This window comes from Ruegeria sp. G5, from assembly GCF_056533365.1.
This window is the reverse complement of record NZ_JBQFOK010000006.1, coordinates 139,696-158,098: the sequence shown is the minus strand read 5'-3', so window position 1 is coordinate 158,098 and position 18,403 is coordinate 139,696. Positions and strand designations below refer to the sequence as shown.

Sequence of the window (18,403 nt, the reverse complement as noted above, 5' to 3'; positions counted from 1 at the left end):
CATCCGATTTACCTTTCTCGCCTTAGCTACACCCGCTGGTCGCCCCGCAAGTGTTGCATTTCATGCAGGTGCCGTTCCGCACCAGTGTGTAGTTTCCGCATTCGCCGCAAGGATCACCCTCATAACCCTGCATCTTGGCTTTGGTGCGTGCGTCCATGCTTGTCGCAACCACCGTTTCCGCCGGGGCATCAAAAACAGCCGCGGGTTCGGCCATTCCTGTGGCATCAGCTTGCGGTGTGAACACAGCCAAGTCCTGCGGCAACCGCTTGCGCAGATACCCAGTCGAACTGATTTGCTTAAGCACTTCCAACGACTTGGACGCTGCACTTTCACTGATCTCTGAGACGTTCGAGACACCCTCTTCCTCACCGCGGCCAATGTCATCAAAGGTTGCGCCTTCGGGCTTCACATGGGCCAGATCGGTGCGGTCCAGATAGGACACGGCCAGTTCACGGAAGATGTAATCCAGGATCGACGTCGCGTTCTTGATCGAGTCGTTGCCCTGCACCATTCCCGCCGGTTCGAACTTGGTGAAGGTAAAGGCATCCACGAACTCTTCCAGCGGCACGCCGTATTGCAGACCGACCGAGACCGCGATGGCAAAGTTGTTCATCATCGCCCGGAAGCCAGCACCTTCCTTGTGCATGTCGATGAAAATTTCGCCCAGCGAGCCGTCCGAATACTCGCCCGTCCGCAGATAGACCTTATGGCCACCCACGATGGCTTTCTGCGTGTACCCTTTCCGACGCTCGGGCATCTTTTCGCGGTGCGAGCGGACGATTTCCTTCACGACCACCTTTTCGATGACCTTTTCGGCCAGCACGGCAGCCTTTTCGGCGGGCGTACCGCTTTCCAGAACTTCCGCCGCTTCGTCATCGTCTTCGACCAGCGCTGATGCCAGCGGTTGCGACAGTTTCGAGCCGTCGCGGTACAGCGCGTTGGCCTTCACACCCAGCGACCAGCTGAGTTCATAAGCCTTCTGGCAATCCTCGATGGTCGCGTCGTTCGGCATGTTAATCGTCTTGGAAATCGCACCCGAGATGAAGCTTTGCGCTGCCGCCATCATGGTGATGTGGCTATCAACCCCAAGGAAACGCTTGCCTTTCTTGCCGCACGGGTTGGCGCAGTCAAAGATGGAATAGTGTTCCTCTTTCAGATGCGGCGCACCTTCCAGCGTCATGGTTCCGCAGACGTGATCGTTCGCCGCTTCGATATCCGCGCGGGTGAAACCCAGGTGACGCAGTAGGTCGAAGGTCGGGTCATTCAGCTTGGTGGCCGGGATGCCCAGAACACCGGTGCAGAAATCCTCACCCAGCGTCCACTGGTTGAAGACAAAGCGGATGTCGAAGGCGCTTTCCAGCGCAGCATCCACTTTCGCCAGTTCATTCGGGCCAAAGCCGTGACCAGTCAGCGAGGTGTGGTTGATCCCCGGCGCGTTGCCGATGGTGCCGTGGCCCACGGCGTAACCGACGATCTCTTCGATCTGAGACGAGGAATAGCCCAGCTTCTCCAGCGCCGACGGCACCGAACGGTTGATGATCTTGAAGTAACCGCCACCGGCCAGCTTCTTGAACTTGACCAGAGCAAAGTCCGGCTCGATCCCGGTGGTGTCACAATCCATCACCAGACCGATGGTGCCGGTCGGCGCGATCACAGTGGCCTGCGCGTTGCGGTAACCGTTCTTCTCGCCAAGGCTCAGTGCCTCATCCCAGGCCGACATAGCCAAGTCAATCAAACGCTTGTCCGGGCAGTTGCCGTGGTCCAGAGGCACCGGCTTCACTGCCAGTTTCTCATAGCCCTCAGTCACGCCCTGCGACGCGCGGCGGTGGTTACGGATGACGCGCAGCATGTGGTCCGCGTTGCGCTCATAGCCCTTGAACGCACCCAGTTCACCCGCGATCTCAGCCGAGGTCGCATAAGCCACACCGGTCATGATCGCGGTCAACGCGCCACAGATCGCACGCCCCTCATCCGAGTCGTAGCTGTAGCCCATATTCATCAGCAAGCCACCGATATTGGCATAACCCAGACCCAAAGTGCGGAAGTCATAGGACAGTTGCGCGATTTCCTTCGACGGGAACTGCGCCATCGTCACCGAGATTTCCAGCGTCAGGGTCCACAGGCGTGAGGCGTGCATGTAGTCGGCCGCTTGGAACTCACCATCCTTGAGGAAGGTCAGCAGGTTCATCGAGGCAAGATTACAGGCCGTGTCATCGAGGAACATGTATTCCGAACACGGGTTCGAGCCGCGGATCTCACCATCTTCAGGGCATGTGTGCCATTCATTAACGGTGTCGTGGAACTGGATGCCCGGATCGGCGCAAGCCCATGCGGCGTGGCCAACCTTTTCCCACAGATCACGCGCCTTTACGGTTTTGGCGACCTTACCATCGGTCCGGTTGATCAGTTCCCAATCGGCGTCCTTTTCGACGGCTGTCAGGAACGCATTTGTCACACGGATCGAGTTGTTCGAGTTCTGTCCCGAGACGGAGCTATAGGCTTCGGAATCCCAGTCCGTATCATAGGTCGGGAATTCAATGCTGTCGTGGCCCTGCCGCGCATAGTCCAGCACGCGTTTGATGTAAGTCTCAGGGATCGCGACCTTTTTGGCCTCACGCACAGCAGTTTTAAGACTGTCATTCTTGTTCGGATCATAGGCGTCATCGGCGGCACCGTCCCAGCTGCGGATGGCCTCGAAAATGCCGTTCAGCATCTTCTCGTGCATCTTCGATCCGGCAACGATCGAGGCCACCTTCTGCTCTTCGATCACCTTCCATTCGATGAATTGCTCGATATCGGGGTGATCTGCATCGACGATTACCATCTTTGCTGCTCGACGGGTTGTCCCGCCTGATTTGATCGCGCCAGCGGCGCGGTCGCCGATCTTGAGAAAGCCCATCAGGCCCGAGGACTTGCCGCCACCCGACAGCGCCTCGCCCTCAGCCCGCAGATGGCTGAAGTTCGTCCCGGTGCCCGAGCCGTATTTGAACAGGCGCGCCTCACGCACCCACAGATCCATGATACCGCCTTCGTTGACCAGATCATCATCGACGGACTGGATAAAGCACGCGTGCGGTTGCGGATGCTCATAGGCGGATTTCGATTTGGTCAGCTTGCCGGTTTTGTAATCAACATAGTGATGCCCCTGCGCAGGACCGTCGATCCCGTAAGCCCAGTGCAGACCGGTGTTGAACCATTGCGGCGAGTTCGGCGCGGCACGCTGGGTTGCCAGCATATAGCGCATCTCGTCAAAGTAGGCGCGTGCGTCTTCTTCGGTCGAGAAATAGCCGCCTTTCCAGCCCCAATAGGCCCATGCACCGGCCAAGCGATCAAAGACCTGCTTCGAGGATGTTTCACCATCGAACTCGGCATCTTCTGCCGGAACAGAGCGCCACAGAAACTCTGGCACGCCCTTTTCCTTGACCTTTTTCAGCGCAGACGGAACGCCAGCTTTGCGGAAGTATTTCTGCGCAATGACGTCGCTTGCTACCTGACTCCAGCTTGCGGGTACTTCGATGTCATCAAGGCGGAAAACGATGGTGCCATCCGGATTTCGGATCTCGGAGGTCGCAGACACAAAGTCCAGATCTGCGTAAGCATCTTGCCCCGATTTAGTGAACTTTCTTTCAATCTTCATGTCCGCCGCCCTAGTTCAATCAACTTGTCCTTAGGCATCAGGTCCAAATCCGGGAACCATCAGCCTTGCCTGAAAGTTTGGGCGCAAAAGACCGGACGCTGCCTATGACAGCGCAACCCCGTTCCAACGGTTGCACGTAATAATGATGTGCGTTCCGACCCTCGCCCTATGCCTTACTCCGGTTTTGCTACCAGATTTAGTGGCACCACATTCGGCTCATACAATCTGGCGTATTCACCCATAGAACGTCAACGGCCTTTTTAAGTCATTTTTGAAATCTTTTGTGTTGACCCGTTATCTTTGAGGTCGCTCGCCTGAGCTCTGCACGATTCCTCCACAAGTTCATCCACCGATCCACCGCAAATGATCGAATACGCGTCAGTACAATTAACCGTGTATCCCGGCACAGTTATCGCCTTTTGATAAAGCGGCACTAAGATGGAGCGCAGGGAAAGGAATCAGCGCGCCCTTTTTCAGACGCTCGAAACCGAGCACCATCCAAAGCGCAACTGATTGAGGGTGCAGAGACAGATGAACGTGCTTCGATTACTTCCCCTGATGCCGCTTATCGTGGCCTGCACAACACAAGATGTGCCCCAACCAAGTCGAAGTGCACAGTTTTCGAGCTATCCAGATCGACTGTTTGAGACCTTTGAAACCAGTTGTAACGGTCCTGGCGAACAATTTCAGCGTGTCGGGAATCAGGTGTTCGAATGTACCGAGTTCCTACCCCCCGATACGACAGCTTTTCTGATTCTCAATTATGAAGGTTACCCGCAAGACTTGCCCAAAAGTGTCATGCGGCTCACTTCGACAAGAATCACAGACGGATACCGTGTAGACGCCGAATTGTTTTTCAACGTTCCACAAAAAGACGGACCTGCGAAACAAGTTCCTGTTGAAAGCGAAACGCTGGATAGAGCGCTTAGCGCGCTCTACCAGGCAATGGGTGGTTCACCAGCATTGTAAGAAGAAATGGTCGGGGCGGCAGGATTCGAACCTACGACCCCCTGTACCCAAAACAGGTGCGCTACCAGACTGCGCCACGCCCCGGACCGTGCGCCTTCCTAACGATGACTTTCTGATTTGAAAAGCCCTAACAGGGCCAAATTGCGGGGCCTTGCGAAAAAACTTCGTGCCGCATCTGGGTTTCGGGCGCGATAAGGTATCTATCTGCCAAACCAGCGTTGATTTCCAACACGGCGTACACCGAATCTCCACCCTCGATCGGTGTCAGATCACCGGGTATTGCGTTGCTGTGCACGTGAACCACCGTCCCCGTTCGGTCCAGGAAAATCATGTCCAAGGGAATCAGTGTGTTCTTCATCCAGAACGCAACCGGCTGCGGCGGGTCGAAGATAAACAACATGCCCGACCGTTGCGGCAGTGATTCCCTGAACATCAAACCGCGCGAACGTTCCTGCGGCGATACGGCCAATTCGATATTGAAACTGACTTGGGATTTATCGTTTCTAAGGTTAACCCGATCTGGGTCACATGCGGCAGTCGCAACTCCGGCGTAGCAAGCCAAGACAGTCGCAATTGCCGCAATACTTTTGATCATCTTGGGTTAATCATCCAGCGCAGCTTCCCAGGCCAAAACCTGAGCTGCCATACGCCCCCGCTTCCCGTCAATGACGCGCATTGCAAGCGCCTCACCGGGTTGCAAGTCTGCCAAACCCGATCGCCGCAGAACCTCGATATGCAAAAACACATCTTCTCCCCGACCGAAAACATTCGCGAATCCGAATCCCTTACCTTTGTCGAACCACTTGACCCGCGCTGCCTCGAGCGGGGCCGCAGCAATCGCCGTTGGATCCAGTTCTGCAAAATCCGCCAACATCAACGAGTCGGCTCTGGCGGGGGGATCGACACTGATCACCTCGACCGCCTGAACACCGCGATCCGTGCGGTGTGTCATGATCTCGATCCCGGCCCCATCCGCGACCGAGCTTTGACCAAAATTACGTAACACATTCACATGTAACAGAATATCCGGACCGCCTTCATCAGACACGACAAATCCGTACCCTTTAGCAGGGTCGAACCATTTTACGTGTCCATGTACACGGTACATGTTGTTCAGATCTTCTGGCACAGTGTTCCCATCGCGTGTTTTTTCAAAACGTTAAGGGTTCGATGTGTATGTGAATGGCTCACAAATTCAAGCCGAAAAAGTCCTTTGTTCTCTGAGTGTTGCATTTCACGATACGTGAACGTCATGGATTCAACCTTTGCACTTGCCACCCAGCGCCTGTCTGATCACGCCGCCACTGAAACCGATCATGCAGCCGGAACGCCCCGTCTGCCCAAAACTCTATCTCTGTCGGCTCCAATCTATAACCGCCCCAAAACGGTGGGCGCGGCGGATTCGGACCCAGTTTTGCCGTCACTTTCGCAACCTCTGCCATCAGAGCGGCGCGGCTGCTCAGGGGTTGAGACTGCTTGGATGCCCAGGCCCCCAAACGGCTTTTTAGTGACCGGGATGCATAGTATTCATCTGCCTGCGGCCCGGTTTCGCGTGTTATTGTACCACGAACTCGGATTTGACGCCGCAAAGATTTCCAATGCATTACAAATGCAGCTTTTCCGGCGCTGTCCAACTCGGCTGCTTTGGCGCTTTCGTAGTTGGTGTAGAACACAAACCCGTTCTGCTCGATCTCTTTCAGCAATACCATACGGACGTTTGGTAAACCGTCTTGGTCCACGGTTGCCAAAGCAATCGCGTTTGGATCATTCGGTTCACTGTCCCTGGCCTCGTCCAGCCACCGAGCCGCGATTTCAAACGGATCGGTGCCGGCAAAAATGCCTTCTCTTTCGCTCATTTCCATCCCCTGGAAACTCTTGTTTTCCACCCTAGGGCGAGAACCCGCCACGAGCAAGGGCGCACGGCCTTGATGCAGCGCACCCAATGGCATAAACCATCCCAACATGACGCGAAGACAGGCGGAGAACCAAACATGTCAAATCAGTTGATGGCCGGCAAACGCGGCCTCATCATGGGACTGGCCAATGACAAATCAATCGCATGGGGGATTGCCCGCGCTTTATCCGAAGCCGGGGCCGAACTTGCATTTTCCTATCAAGGGGATGCGCTGAAAAAACGCGTCGATCCTTTGGCGGCTCAGCTTGGCAGTGAAATCGTGCTGCCATGCGATGTCAGCGACGAAGCATCGATTGACGGGCTGTTTACAGAACTCTCTGCAAAATGGGGCAAGCTGGATTTCGTCGTTCATGCGATCGGGTTCTCGGACAAGAACGAGCTTCGCGGACGATATGTCGATACCTCTCGCGCGAATTTCAACCTGACCATGGATGTTTCGGTTTATTCGTTCACGGCGGTTATGCAGCGCGCAGAGAAACTGATGACCGAGGGCGGAAGCGCGATTACCCTGACCTACTATGGTGCCGAGCAGGTGATGCCGCATTACAATGTGATGGGCGTCGCAAAAGCTGCGTTGGAAGCTTCGGTCAAATATCTGGCAGAAGACCTGGGCAAAGACGGAATACGTGTGAACGCGATTTCGGCGGGTCCGATCAAAACGCTTGCAGCCAGCGGAATCGGCGATTTCCGCTACATCATGAAGTGGAACGAATATAACTCACCGCTTCGCAGAAACGTCACCATCGACGACGTCGGAAACTCGGCACTGTATCTTCTGTCTGACTTAAGCGGCGGTGTGACGGGCGAAAACCTGCACGTAGATTCGGGTTACCATATCGTCGGCATGAAGGCCGTCGACGCTCCGGACATTGAAAAAGGTTAATGCAATGAGCGCCAAGGACCGCCTGCCCCACGAAAAAGGCTTTCACATCAGCTGGGACCAAATCCACCGTGATTCCCGTGCTTTGGCATGGCGATTGGATGGACAAGGCCCTGATGACGGCGCGTGGCGCGCCGTGGTTGCGATTACCCGTGGCGGCATGGCCCCGGCCATGATCGTAAGCCGGGAACTGGATATTCGTACCGTCGACACCATCAGCGTTCGGTCCTACCACCATCAGGAACAAGGCGAGGCCGAAGTGCTCAAAGCGCCGGATAAAGACCTGATGGGTGACGGCACCGGCGTTCTGATTATCGATGATCTGGTTGACAGCGGTAAAACGCTTGAACTTGTACGGGCCATGTATCCCAACGCGCATTTCGCAACTGTCTACGCCAAGCCCAAAGGTCGCCCAATGGTGGATACGTTCATCACCGAGGTCAGCCAGGATACGTGGATTTTCTTCCCGTGGGATATGGCCTTGCAATATGTCGAGCCGTATCGCGGTACCGACTAACGCTGCCTGCACCAATAGCCCCAAATTCAGAGAACGCGCATGAACCGGACCCGTACCGCCGCAACCTTCGCCCCTCCGGTGATGGAGGCGCGCCGCTGGTTGGAGGGCGTGCAATTCACTGAAGACCAGCCACTGATCAACGTCAGTCAGGCGGCGCCTGTCGATCCGCCTCCGCTGGCGTTGCGTCAGGCAATGGCCGAGTTTGCCGTCAGCAACGACGACGCGCATCTATACGGGCCGGTCCTTGGAAATTCCGATCTGCGCGAAGAGTTGGCGCGCCAGATCAGCCATCATTATGATGCAGAGGTGGCGCCTTCGCAGGTCGCCATTACGTCAGGCTGCAACCAAGCGTTTGCCGCTGCGATTTCGGCAATCACAGATGAAGGGGACGAGGTTATCCTTCCAACCCCTTGGTATTTCAACCATAAAATGTGGTTGGACATGGCGGGCGTTGTCGCCGTAGACCTGAAAACCGGTGACGATCTGTTGCCGGACCCTGCTGCGGCGCGTGCCCTGATCACAGACAAGACGCGCGCGATATCACTTGTCACCCCTAACAACCCTGGCGGCGTAGAATACCCTGCCGAATTGGTACAGGCATTCTATGACCTTGCGCGCGAGACCGGTATTCGCCTGTTGGTCGACGAGACATACCGCGATTTCGACAGCCGCAGCGGCCCGCCGCATACCTTGTTCAGCCAACCAGACTGGGATCGCACACTGGTTCACCTGTATTCGTTTTCAAAGGCCTACAGGCTGACCGGTCACCGTGTCGGAGCAATGGCCACCAGCGCAGATCTTTTGGCTGAAGTTGAAAAATTCTTGGATACGGTGGCGATCTGCCCCGGCCAAATGGGTCAATACGCAGCGCTTTGGGGCATGCAAAACCTATCGCAATGGGTATCGGGCGAACGTGATGAGATTCTGGATCGTCGCGCTGCCATCGCAGAGATGTTGCCTCGGTTAACTGCCAAGGGCTGGCGGCTGCTGGGGCTTGGGGCTTATTTTGCTTATTTCGAGCACCCGTTCGGGATTGCTTCGGATGAGTTGGCCCAACGCATGGTGACAGATTGCGGCATTCTACTGCTGCCCGGCACCATGTTCATGCCAGACGAAGACCCCAACGGAAAACGCCAAGTCCGCATCGCATTTGCCAACCTTGACCGGGCGGGGCTGGAACAATTGTTCGACCGGCTCGAAGCGTTTTCCATCTAAGCTTGCCCCCCGGCTTTGCCCGTCGTATTCAGGGCCGCAACCGACGGGGCAGACACCTGCCGACAAAAGCACAAAGAGGGCACTATGGCCGCAGGCATGAAAAACCTATCGAAGACCTTTGTCTGGATACTCATGGGCCTTTTGATGCTGGGCCTTGCAGGGTTCGGGGCTACCAGCCTTTCCGGCACTGTTCGGACAGTGGCCCAGGTTGGGAACGAAAGCATTTCGGTCAACGAATACGTGCGCGAGCTGCAACGAGAAATTCGCGCTGTCGAAAGCCAAACCGGGCAGCCAATGCAGATTTCGCAAGCCCACGAGTTCGGGCTTGATCAGTTGGCACTGTCGCGTCTGACTGCGCTCGCGTCTTTGGACAACGAAGTCGGTCAGTTGGGTATCTCAATCGGTGATGAAAACCTGCAAAGGGACATCGTTTCTATCCCTGCCTTTCAGGGCATCGACGGGACCTTTGACCGCGATGCATATGAATTCCAGCTGGACCAGATCGGTATGACAGACTCGGAATTCGAATCCGATCTGCGCAAGGAATCTGCGCGCACCATCGTTCAGGGTGCGATCATGGGTGGCATCGAAATGCCGCAAACGCTGACCGATGCCCTGACCGACTATGTCGGCTCCCGGCGCAGCTTTACCGTTGCGACAGTCGGACCCGATGCTTTGCCTGCGCCGATTGCCGATCCCACGGATGGCGATATTCAGACTTACTATGACGAAAATCCCGAACAGTTCACCCTGCCCCGCACCAAAAACCTGACCTACGCGATCCTATCGCCGGATATGTTGTTGGATAGCGTCGAGGTTGACGAAGACTCGGTACGTCGTCTGTATGACCAACGGGCGGATGAGTTCCTGCAGCCGGAACGTCGCCTTGTCGAGCGTTTGCCCTTTGCCGACGAATCCGCTGCGAATGACGCTATGGCGCAGCTTGCCGTTGACGGTACGACCTTTGAGCAGTTAGTTCGTGACCGCGACCTTGAACTCAGCGATGTGGATCTGGGCGATGTAACGCGCGACGATCTTGGGGATGCCGCCGATGGTGTGTTTGCTGCCGAGTTGGACACCGTCGTGGGCCCCTTGCCGTCCAGCTTGGGTCCCGCGTTGTTCCGGATCAACGGATCGCTGGCAGAGAACAATACATCCTTCGAAGACGCCGCCCCCACCCTGCGCGAGGAGCTGGCCGCAGACCGAGCCCGCCGCCAGATCGAGGCGCAGTCTGAAGACATCAATGACCTGCTGGCCGGTGGTGCCACCCTCGAAGAAGTTGTCGCCGAGACCGAGATGGAGTTGGGCCAGATCGACTGGACCAGTCAAAGCGAAGACGGTGTGGCCGCCTATGACGGATTTCGTACAGCCGCCCAAGCGATAAACGAAGGCGACTTCCCTGAAGTTGCATTTCTAGAAGATGGCTCGATCTTTGCGATGCGCCTGAACGAAACCCTTCCGCCCCGCCCCGAGCCACTTGAAAGCGCCCGAGACAGGGTTGCATTGGCGTGGACCCAATCCCAGACCAATGACGCGTTGCAACAGCATGCGGCCACCGTTCTGGGACAGCTGGAAAACGACGGTGATTTCACCGCCACGGGCCTTCCGTTCCGCGTGGAAAACGCGCTGACCCGCACGGCGTTTCTAGAGGACGTACCAGCCGATTTCATGCCCCAGGTATTTGAGATGGAGCCCGGTGAGTTGCGCGTGATCCCAGGTAATGGCTCAGCCCTGATCGTCCGACTGGAAGAGCTGCTGCCGCCGGATGACACGGATGAGCTGCGGCAAGCACGCGAAGCCTTGGCGGCCCAGTTGAATCAGGCTCTGGCGCAGAACATCTTTGACGCCTTTGTCCGCGATGCGCAGGTTCGCGCCCGACCGACTGTGGATCAGCGTGCTCTGAACGCTGTTCAGACGAGCTATTAAAAGAGACCACCATGGCCCTGACACCTGAATTCGACGACTTCGCCCGCGCCTATGAGGCTGGCGAAAATCAAGTCGTTTACACCCGATTGGCCGCCGATCTGGATACGCCGGTGTCGCTGATGCTCAAACTGACAGGGGCACAGAAAGACGCCTTTATGCTGGAATCCGTGACCGGTGGCGAGGTCCGCGGCCGGTATTCGATCATTGGGATGAAGCCAGACCTGATCTGGCGGTGCCGTGGCGAGACATCGGAATTGAACAGATCGGCCCGCTTCGATGCCGAGGCGTTTGTCCCGCAAGACGGCAATCCAATGGATAACCTGCGGGCGCTGCTGTCGGAAAGCCGGATCGCCCTGCCCGATGATCTGCCGCAGGCTGCCGCGGGTCTGTTTGGCTACCTCGGTTACGATATGGTGCGACTGGTCGAATATCTTCCAGACGTAAACCCCGATCCTTTGGGTTTGCCTGATGCGGTTATGCTGCGCCCATCGGTCGTTGCTGTATTGGATGGCGTCAAAGGCGAAGTCACGGTTGTTTCCCCCGCCTGGGCCAGTGACGGGCAGTCTGCCAAAGCTGCCTATGCGCAAGCTGCCGAACGGGTCATGGACGCGGTACGCGATCTTGAGCGCGCCATGCCAGCCGAGACCCGCGATTTGGGAGATGCCTCTGAAATAGCGCCGCCGGTTTCGAACTTTACCAAGTCCGGGTATATGGAAGCGGTTGAAAAAGCCAAGGAATACATCCGCGCGGGCGACATCTTTCAGGTGGTTCCGGCGCAGCGCTGGACACAGGATTTCCCGCAGCCGCCTTTCGCATTGTATCGGTCGCTGCGCCGGACTAACCCGTCGCCCTTTATGTTCTACTTCAATTTTGGTGGCTTTCAGGTTGTCGGCGCCAGCCCCGAAATTCTGGTCCGCGTTTTTGGCAGTGAAGTGACAATCCGACCCATCGCTGGAACTCGCCCCCGGGGTGCAACTCCGGAAGAAGACAAGGCGAATGAGGTCGATCTGCTTGCGGATAAGAAAGAGCTGGCCGAGCATCTGATGTTGCTGGATCTGGGCCGCAACGATACCGGCCGCGTGGCCAAAATAGGCACCGTCCGTCCGACAGAAGAGTTCATAATCGAGCGCTATAGCCACGTGATGCACATCGTGTCGAACGTGGTCGGTGAACTGGCCGACGACAAGGACGCATTGGATGCCTTTTTCGCAGGTATGCCAGCAGGCACAGTTTCGGGTGCCCCAAAGGTGCGTGCGATGGAAATCATCGACGAGCTTGAGCCCGAAAAGCGAGGAATCTACGGCGGGGGTGTTGGGTATTTTAGTGCCGGTGGTGACATGGATATGTGCATTGCGCTACGAACTGCGATCGTGAAAGATCAAAAGCTGTACATTCAAGCGGGCGGAGGCGTTGTGTATGACAGCGACCCCGAAGCCGAGTTTATGGAAACAGTTCACAAGTCCAACGCCATTCGCAGGGCAGCTGCAGACGCAGCTCGTTTTACCGGTTCTGGTAACACATAATAGTGCGGCTGGCTCTGTGGCCAGCCAGGCTGATTGCTTACTGCACTTGTTGCTTCATTACGGCCGAGATCGGCGCCATCGCCACGCGGCCCCCGCGGTCTTCGAGGCCCCAAACCAACAAAGCTGAGATCGTTTCAGGTCTCAGACGGCCCAGCATGACAACAGTGCCTTCCTGGCCAGCTCGGAACGCGGCTTGGTCCAGAAAACGTCGCATCAACTTGGGATCCTGCCGTGCGCCGTCGATATCGCGGAAAATAACGCTCGACGGTATACCGTTCCGCGCGGCCAGTTTCTGCACGGTGTTCAGGCCATTGTCTTGCGTCACTATTCCGCGACCCGTTCCACCAGCAATTGCAGCAACCTGATCGGCCAGTTTGCGGTTACCTTGAATGCCGGTTTCAACGCCCTCCAAGATACCGACAGTTTCCGGCAGGGTTTCCAACCAAACGGATAACGAAACCTCAGCGTCTTGGGCGCTTGCGGCTCGTGGCATGTCGGCCAAGGCTAAAACCTCAAAACCGGCCGCGCGATGCCTGGCCATCTTTTCAGCGGCTTCCGGGTCTGATGGGCTGACTGCGAAACTGATTGGATACGGGAAATCCTGCAGAGCTTCCGCCCCGAAAGCACCCTCGTCGTCAATCAAAATGATCGACATCAGGGGTTTGTCTTCTGGGTTATCAAAATCGACTGCGTATGTGTCGATCGGCTTTCCGGGTGCAACTGGTGCACTGACTGTGCTGTTCGCAGATGCGCTGTCACGTTCGGTCAACGGAACCACGCGCTTACCAATGGTGAGAGGACGTGCACCGGCTTGCTCTGCTCCGATCTGTGGAACAGCAGCAATGCGTGGCAAGCTAGGAGTAAGGTCTTTTTCTTCACCTTCTACAGCAATGGGGTTTTCCTCTGGCAAAACCTCGGGGAGTTCCTGCGGCTCAGCCTCTGTCACTTCTGGCAACGGTTCTGGCTGCGGCTCCAACTCTGCCAGTTCTGGCAGAGGGTCCGGTTGGGCTTCCGGCTCACTCTCAATAGCACTCGGCTGAGGTTCGTCTTGCTGCGGTTCTTCGACAACAACCTCTACCGTTTCTTCCACAACGGCCTCTTCCACCACTGCCGCCGGAGGTTCGGGCGCTTCTTCAACAAGCTCAGGCTGCAGCTCCACGTACGGGGCTTGTGGCAATGGCGCAGGTGCCTGGGGGGCAGCAGGTGCTTCGGTCGAAACGACGACCTCGTTCGAAGTGGATGGCAGAGCTTCTTCTATTAGCGCGGCAGTCTGATTGACCTTAGGTTGTCCTTCGGGCGCATTTTCAATTTCCGAAAGACCAGCCAATGTATCGGTCTGTTCCTCGGTCGGTTCTGGCTCAGGGGCAGGCAAAGTAACCAGATCGGCATCACCGACTGTATCGGGTTCCTGTGACGCGATTTCTTCAGCGTCATTGACAACAGGATCCGGAGCCTGTTCCGCAAGAGCAGGTTTGCGTGTCAGGGGCGTGTTTAACGACAGCATCACACCCAACACCATTACAACGACCGCACCTGCGATCATCCCTCCTACAAATCCGCCCATTGCAATTGCCTTTCGACTTAATCCTGCTTCGATCGCCTGCGTGTCGTCTGTCGCGACACTCGCATGCAAGTGCGTCAAGGTCCGGATGTCCTCTTGACGCTGCCTCGCAAGCCTGAGCATGTATGTCCCGACATTATATCGCGGCTCGGGGCTGCATCGCCAGTCCGAAATGCCCAACCCGAGACAAGTGCCCAAATGCTGCTGCTGATCGACAACTACGACTCGTTTACCTACAACCTAGTACATTATTTAGGCGAACTTGGTGCCGAAATGGTCATCAGGCGGAATGACGCTCTTGATGTGCAAGAGGCTATGGCCATGAACCCAGCCGGAATCTTGCTCAGCCCCGGTCCATGTGACCCCGACCAGGCCGGTATATGCCTGGCGCTGACGCAAGCGGCAGCCGAAACGCAAACGCCGTTGATGGGTGTTTGCCTTGGACATCAGACAATTGGCCAAGCGTTTGGAGGCGATGTCGTGCGGTGTCACGAGATCGTTCACGGGAAAATGGGAACGATGCATCACACGGGCAAAGGCGTGTTCGCGGGTTTGCCATCGCCGTTCGAGGCAACGCGGTATCACTCGCTAGTGGTTGACCGCAACACCCTTCCGGACAGCCTTGAAATCACAGCAGAACTGGAAGACGGAACCATCATGGGGCTGCAACACAAAACGTTGCCAATTCACGGCGTTCAGTTCCACCCCGAATCCATCGCGTCTGAACATGGTCATGCTTTGCTCAAGAATTTCCTGTCTGAAATGAAAGTCCCCGCATGAGCGATACACTGAAACCCCTGATCGGAGCAGCGGCGGACCGCCCGTTGACCCGCGCGGAGGCAGAACAAGCGTTTGGCTTGCTGTTTGAAGGCGCTGCAACACCCAGCCAAATCGGCGGATTGCTGATGGCAATGAGAACCCGCGGTGAAACCGTGGACGAATTCGCTGCTGCCGCCGCCGTCATGCGGGCCAAGTGCAATGCTGTGACAGCACCCGAAGGCGCGATGGACATCGTAGGCACGGGTGGCGACGGCAAGGGCACCCTGAATATATCGACTGCGACGGCCTTTGTGGTGGCCGGTGCAGGCGTGACTGTCGCGAAACACGGCAACCGGAATTTAAGCTCAAAATCCGGTGCGGCTGACGCGTTGGGCCAAATGGGAATAAACGTTATGGTTGGCCCTGAAACCGTTGAAAAAGCGCTGAAAGATGTCGGTATTGGCTTCATGATGGCGCCCATGCATCATCCGGCGATTGCGCATGTGATGCCCACACGCCAGGAACTCGGGACGCGCACGATTTTCAACATTCTTGGGCCGCTAACCAACCCAGCGGGTGTTAAGCGGCAGTTAACCGGTGCCTTCACGCGCGACTTGATCCGTCCGATGGCAGAAACTCTGGGCGTTTTGGGGGCCGAGCATGCATGGCTCGTACACGGCTCGGACGGCACGGATGAGCTGACCATCAGCGGCGTCAGCTGGGTTGCGTCGTGGGAGAACGGTCGTGTCAAAGACGTCGAACTGCACCCAGAGGACGCCGGACTGCCGGTGCACCCGTTCGAGGACATTCTTGGCGGAACACCCGAAGAAAATGCCGTTGCATTCCGGGCACTTCTGGACGGAACCCCATCCGCCTACCGCGACGCCGTTCTGCTAAACGCAGCAGCGGCGTTGGTTGTTGCAGACGCAGCCGATAACCTCAAAGACGGTGTCGAAAAGGCAGCGCATAGTATTGATAGCGGCAAGGCCAAAGACAAAGTGACCGCTTTGGCTCGCATTACTCAGGAGGCCGCATGACCGAGACGGTTCTGGACAAAATCAAAGCCTACAAGCTGGAAGAAGTCGCATTAGACAAAACGCGTAAGTCCTTGGAGGATTTGGAAACTGACGCCAGAGCAGCTTCTGAGGTGCGGGGCTTTGCCTCGGCGCTGATGCGTGCCACCCGATCCGGATATGGGCTAATTGCCGAAATCAAGAAAGCTAGCCCGTCGAAGGGCCTAATCCGACCTGACTTTGACCCACCGGTTTTGGCCAAAGCCTACGAGGATGGTGGTGCTGCCTGCTTGTCCGTTCTGACGGATACCCCCAGCTTTCAGGGGGCGAAAGAATACCTAAGCCAAGCGCGTGCAGCTTGTGCACTTCCGGCGCTGCGGAAAGACTTTATGTACGACCCCTATCAGGTGGTCGAAGCCCGGGCGTTGGGTGCAGATTGCATCTTGATCATCATGGCCTCGGTAGAGGACGCTCAGGCCGCAGAATTAGAGCAGACGGCGTTCGACTGGGGTATGGACGTTTTGATCGAGGTTCACGACGAAGCTGAGTTGGAACGGGCCGTAAAGCTGAAAAGCAATCTGATCGGGATAAATAACCGCAATCTCAAGACCTTTGAGACGACACTTGATACAACCCGCCGCCTGTCCAAACTTGTGCCGGGTGATCGGACGATCGTCTGCGAAAGCGGTCTAAGCACCCCCGAAGACCTTTCGGACATCGCCAGATACGGTGCCCGCTGTTTCCTGATTGGCGAGAGCCTGATGCGACAGGAGGACGTGACCGCAGCGACGCGTTCTCTTTTGGCAAACCCACTGATCCCCGGAGTGATGTAATGCCGCTTACGCACTTTGATGCCGAGGGTCAGGCCCATATGGTCGATGTATCGGATAAGGCCGTGACCAACCGGGTTGCTGTGGCCGAAGGTCACATCAAAATGGCTCAAGAAACCTTTGATTTGATTTCCGAAGGTCGTGCCAAAAAGGGCGACGTTCTGGGGGTCGCGCGACTAGCCGGGATCATGGGCGCAAAAAAGACGCCTGACCTTATTCCCCTGTGCCATCCTCTTCCCGTAACGAAGGTGGCCGTCGAGTTGACCCTGGATCCGGACCTACCGGGTGTTCAGATTCAAGCGACCGTAAAAACCTCGGGCCAAACCGGGGTTGAGATGGAGGCGTTGACGGCTGTTTCGACCGCAGCATTGACCGTCTATGACATGACCAAAGCCGTCGACAAAGCGATGGAAATCGGCGGGGTTCGCGTTTTGCTGAAAGATGGCGGAAAATCTGGACGTTACGAGGCGACATGATAACGGTTGAAGAGGCACGCGCGCTGCTTTTTGATCTGGTAGAAGCCTTGCCAGCGGAAACAGTTCCTCTTGCTGATGCCGCTGGGCGCGTATTGGCGGAAACCGTGTCGGCATCTCGTAATCAGCCGCCCTTTTCGGCCTCTTCGATGGATGGGTACGCGGTCAAATCCGCCGAAGTCGAGCTGCACGCCATGTTCAAAGTTGTCGGAGAGGCAGCAGCCGGGCGTCGTTTCACAGGTCACGTCGGCCCCGGACAAGCAGTGCGCATTTTCACCGGCGCACCCGTCCCCGAAGGCGCGAATTTTGTTGTTATACAGGAAGATATAGACCGACGTGGAGATGTGATAACAATCACGGATCACCCCGGGGAAAAGACCAACATACGTCCCGCCGGAGTGGATTTTGAAATTGGGGCGTCGATAACGGCCCCGCGCAGGTTGCGGCCTGAAGACGTTGCATTGATGGCCGCGATGAACGTGCCCAACGTGCCCGTGTCCCGCAAACCGGTAATCGCCCTGATTTCAACGGGTGACGAGTTGGTCATGCCGGGTGAAACACCTAGCCCGGATCAGATCATTGCGTCAAATACCTTTGGTTTGAAGGCGTTACTCGAATCTGTTGGAGCAAGCGTTCGCATTCTTCCTATCGCACAAGACACCGTACCGTCCCTCGAAACTGCGTTCAGCCTGGCTGAGGGCGCCGATCTAGTCGTCACTATCGGCGGCGCATCCGTTGGGGACTATGATCTTGTATCAGAAGTTTCAGAAGCGTTGGGTATGGAGCGGGCGTTCTACAAAATCCGCATGCGTCCGGGCAAACCTTTGATGGCGGGGCATCTGCAAAACATGGCGATGGTCGGATTGCCGGGAAATCCTGTCAGTGCAATGGTTTGCGGGTATCTCTTCTTGGTACCAATGGTACGTCGCATGCTGGGTTTGGATCAAACACTGACGCCTTTCCAACATGCACGTTTGACAGCACCCATATCGGAAAACGGTCCCAGAGAGCATTACATGCGCGCCGTCGTGGACTCGGACGGGATACGCGCCTGCGATGATCAGGACAGCTCGCTACTCAGCGTACTGGCCCAGGCAAACGCTTTATTGGTTCGCCAACCCCACGACCCCGCTAGGGCGGCTGGCGAGGAAGTGACGTACCTTCCGATCTAAACAAGCTCAAATC

Annotated in this window: 16 protein-coding genes and 1 tRNA gene; 11 read left to right on the top strand and 6 right to left on the bottom strand. The window is 56.6% G+C overall.

Annotation, left to right across the window (positions count from 1 at the left end):
• Positions 1–22: 22 nt before the first annotated feature.
• A complete protein-coding gene (locus ACR0BD_RS12605; RefSeq protein ID WP_480830916.1) occupies positions 23–3,637 on the bottom strand; it encodes a vitamin B12-dependent ribonucleotide reductase in 3,615 nt (1,204 codons plus the stop codon).
• A 531-nt stretch (positions 3,638–4,168) separates the two neighbouring features.
• Here ACR0BD_RS12605 and ACR0BD_RS12600 point away from each other — a divergent pair.
• A complete protein-coding gene (locus tag ACR0BD_RS12600; RefSeq protein ID WP_480830915.1) occupies positions 4,169–4,606 on the top strand; it encodes a hypothetical protein in 438 nt (145 codons plus the stop codon).
• Between the two features lie 7 nt (positions 4,607–4,613).
• Here ACR0BD_RS12600 and ACR0BD_RS12595 read toward each other — a convergent pair.
• The 4 genes from ACR0BD_RS12595 to pdxH form a co-directional block, all read right to left on the bottom strand.
• A tRNA-Pro gene (locus ACR0BD_RS12595) sits at positions 4,614–4,690 on the bottom strand.
• 43 nt (positions 4,691–4,733) lie between these two features.
• A complete protein-coding gene (locus ACR0BD_RS12590; protein WP_480830912.1) occupies positions 4,734–5,201 on the bottom strand; it encodes a DUF192 domain-containing protein in 468 nt (155 codons plus the stop codon).
• A 6-nt stretch (positions 5,202–5,207) separates the two neighbouring features.
• The gene (locus ACR0BD_RS12585) at positions 5,208–5,714 is read right to left on the bottom strand and encodes a cold-shock protein (protein ID WP_480694959.1); all 507 of its coding nucleotides are present in this window, start codon (positions 5,712–5,714) and stop codon (positions 5,208–5,210) included.
• A gap of 142 nt (positions 5,715–5,856) precedes the next feature.
• Positions 5,857–6,462, bottom strand: coding sequence for a pyridoxamine 5'-phosphate oxidase (pdxH, locus tag ACR0BD_RS12580; protein ID WP_480693654.1), 606 nt, complete (start codon positions 6,460–6,462; stop codon positions 5,857–5,859).
• Positions 6,463–6,597: 135 nt separating this feature from the next.
• Between pdxH and fabI the strand changes: the two genes are divergently transcribed.
• The 5 genes from fabI (at position 6,598) to trpE (ending at position 12,582) form a co-directional block, all read left to right on the top strand.
• The gene (gene fabI / locus ACR0BD_RS12575) at positions 6,598–7,404 is read left to right on the top strand and encodes an enoyl-ACP reductase FabI (RefSeq protein WP_480830910.1); all 807 of its coding nucleotides are present in this window, start codon (positions 6,598–6,600) and stop codon (positions 7,402–7,404) included.
• Positions 7,405–7,408: 4 nt separating this feature from the next.
• A complete protein-coding gene (gene gpt / locus ACR0BD_RS12570; protein WP_480693656.1) occupies positions 7,409–7,918 on the top strand; it encodes a xanthine phosphoribosyltransferase in 510 nt (169 codons plus the stop codon).
• A 39-nt stretch (positions 7,919–7,957) separates the two neighbouring features.
• The gene (locus tag ACR0BD_RS12565) at positions 7,958–9,133 is read left to right on the top strand and encodes an aminotransferase (protein WP_480830907.1); all 1,176 of its coding nucleotides are present in this window, start codon (positions 7,958–7,960) and stop codon (positions 9,131–9,133) included.
• An 84-nt stretch (positions 9,134–9,217) separates the two neighbouring features.
• On the top strand, positions 9,218–11,059 hold the full coding sequence (locus ACR0BD_RS12560; protein WP_480830906.1) for a peptidyl-prolyl cis-trans isomerase: 1,842 nt from the start codon (positions 9,218–9,220) through the stop codon (positions 11,057–11,059).
• Between the two features lie 11 nt (positions 11,060–11,070).
• The gene (gene trpE / locus ACR0BD_RS12555; RefSeq protein ID WP_480830904.1) at positions 11,071–12,582 is read left to right on the top strand and encodes an anthranilate synthase component I; all 1,512 of its coding nucleotides are present in this window, start codon (positions 11,071–11,073) and stop codon (positions 12,580–12,582) included.
• 37 nt (positions 12,583–12,619) lie between these two features.
• Here trpE and ACR0BD_RS12550 read toward each other — a convergent pair whose 3' ends face one another.
• On the bottom strand, positions 12,620–14,224 hold the full coding sequence (locus ACR0BD_RS12550; RefSeq protein ID WP_480830902.1) for a divergent polysaccharide deacetylase family protein: 1,605 nt from the start codon (positions 14,222–14,224) through the stop codon (positions 12,620–12,622).
• A 117-nt stretch (positions 14,225–14,341) separates the two neighbouring features.
• On the opposite strand from ACR0BD_RS12550, the gene ACR0BD_RS12545 reads away from it, so the two are divergent.
• Genes ACR0BD_RS12545 through ACR0BD_RS12525 form a run of 5 tightly spaced genes read left to right on the top strand, consistent with a single transcriptional unit; the run spans position 14,342 to position 18,390 of the window.
• Entirely contained in the window at positions 14,342–14,923 is a 582-nt protein-coding gene (locus ACR0BD_RS12545; RefSeq protein ID WP_480693661.1) for an anthranilate synthase component II, read from the top strand.
• On the top strand, positions 14,920–15,939 hold the full coding sequence (trpD, locus tag ACR0BD_RS12540) for an anthranilate phosphoribosyltransferase (protein WP_480830900.1): 1,020 nt from the start codon (positions 14,920–14,922) through the stop codon (positions 15,937–15,939). Before ACR0BD_RS12545 ends, trpD begins: the two co-directional genes overlap by 4 nt.
• Positions 15,936–16,748, top strand: coding sequence for an indole-3-glycerol phosphate synthase TrpC (gene trpC / locus ACR0BD_RS12535; RefSeq protein ID WP_480830897.1), 813 nt, complete (start codon positions 15,936–15,938; stop codon positions 16,746–16,748). The genes trpD and trpC overlap by 4 nt, the downstream gene beginning before the upstream one ends.
• The gene (gene moaC, locus ACR0BD_RS12530) at positions 16,748–17,221 is read left to right on the top strand and encodes a cyclic pyranopterin monophosphate synthase MoaC (RefSeq protein ID WP_480830895.1); all 474 of its coding nucleotides are present in this window, start codon (positions 16,748–16,750) and stop codon (positions 17,219–17,221) included. The genes trpC and moaC overlap by 1 nt, the downstream gene beginning before the upstream one ends.
• Complete coding sequence (locus tag ACR0BD_RS12525; RefSeq protein ID WP_480830893.1) at positions 17,218–18,390, top strand: molybdopterin molybdotransferase MoeA; 1,173 nt, start codon at positions 17,218–17,220, stop codon at positions 18,388–18,390. Before moaC ends, ACR0BD_RS12525 begins: the two co-directional genes overlap by 4 nt.
• Positions 18,391–18,403: the final 13 nt, after the last annotated feature.

Excerpts from the sequence above, each read along its gene's own strand:
- trpD (WP_480830900.1), top strand. The coding sequence starts at position 14,920 with ATGAGCGATACACTGAAACCCCTGATCGGAGCAGCGGCGGACCGCCCG.
- trpC (WP_480830897.1), top strand. The coding sequence starts at position 15,936 with ATGACCGAGACGGTTCTGGACAAAATCAAAGCCTACAAGCTGGAAGAA.
- gpt (WP_480693656.1), top strand. The coding sequence starts at position 7,409 with ATGAGCGCCAAGGACCGCCTGCCCCACGAAAAAGGCTTTCACATCAGC.
- ACR0BD_RS12525 (WP_480830893.1), top strand. The coding sequence starts at position 17,218 with ATGATAACGGTTGAAGAGGCACGCGCGCTGCTTTTTGATCTGGTAGAA.
- ACR0BD_RS12590 (WP_480830912.1), bottom strand. The coding sequence starts at position 5,201 with ATGATCAAAAGTATTGCGGCAATTGCGACTGTCTTGGCTTGCTACGCC.
- ACR0BD_RS12565 (WP_480830907.1), top strand. The coding sequence starts at position 7,958 with ATGAACCGGACCCGTACCGCCGCAACCTTCGCCCCTCCGGTGATGGAG.
- ACR0BD_RS12605 (WP_480830916.1), bottom strand. The coding sequence starts at position 3,637 with ATGAAGATTGAAAGAAAGTTCACTAAATCGGGGCAAGATGCTTACGCA.
- ACR0BD_RS12585 (WP_480694959.1), bottom strand. The coding sequence starts at position 5,714 with ATGTACCGTGTACATGGACACGTAAAATGGTTCGACCCTGCTAAAGGG.
- trpE (WP_480830904.1), top strand. The coding sequence starts at position 11,071 with ATGGCCCTGACACCTGAATTCGACGACTTCGCCCGCGCCTATGAGGCT.
- pdxH (WP_480693654.1), bottom strand. The coding sequence starts at position 6,462 with ATGAGCGAAAGAGAAGGCATTTTTGCCGGCACCGATCCGTTTGAAATC.
- ACR0BD_RS12545 (WP_480693661.1), top strand. The coding sequence starts at position 14,342 with ATGCTGCTGCTGATCGACAACTACGACTCGTTTACCTACAACCTAGTA.
- moaC (WP_480830895.1), top strand. The coding sequence starts at position 16,748 with ATGCCGCTTACGCACTTTGATGCCGAGGGTCAGGCCCATATGGTCGAT.
- ACR0BD_RS12560 (WP_480830906.1), top strand. The coding sequence starts at position 9,218 with ATGGCCGCAGGCATGAAAAACCTATCGAAGACCTTTGTCTGGATACTC.
- ACR0BD_RS12600 (WP_480830915.1), top strand. The coding sequence starts at position 4,169 with ATGAACGTGCTTCGATTACTTCCCCTGATGCCGCTTATCGTGGCCTGC.
- fabI (WP_480830910.1), top strand. The coding sequence starts at position 6,598 with ATGTCAAATCAGTTGATGGCCGGCAAACGCGGCCTCATCATGGGACTG.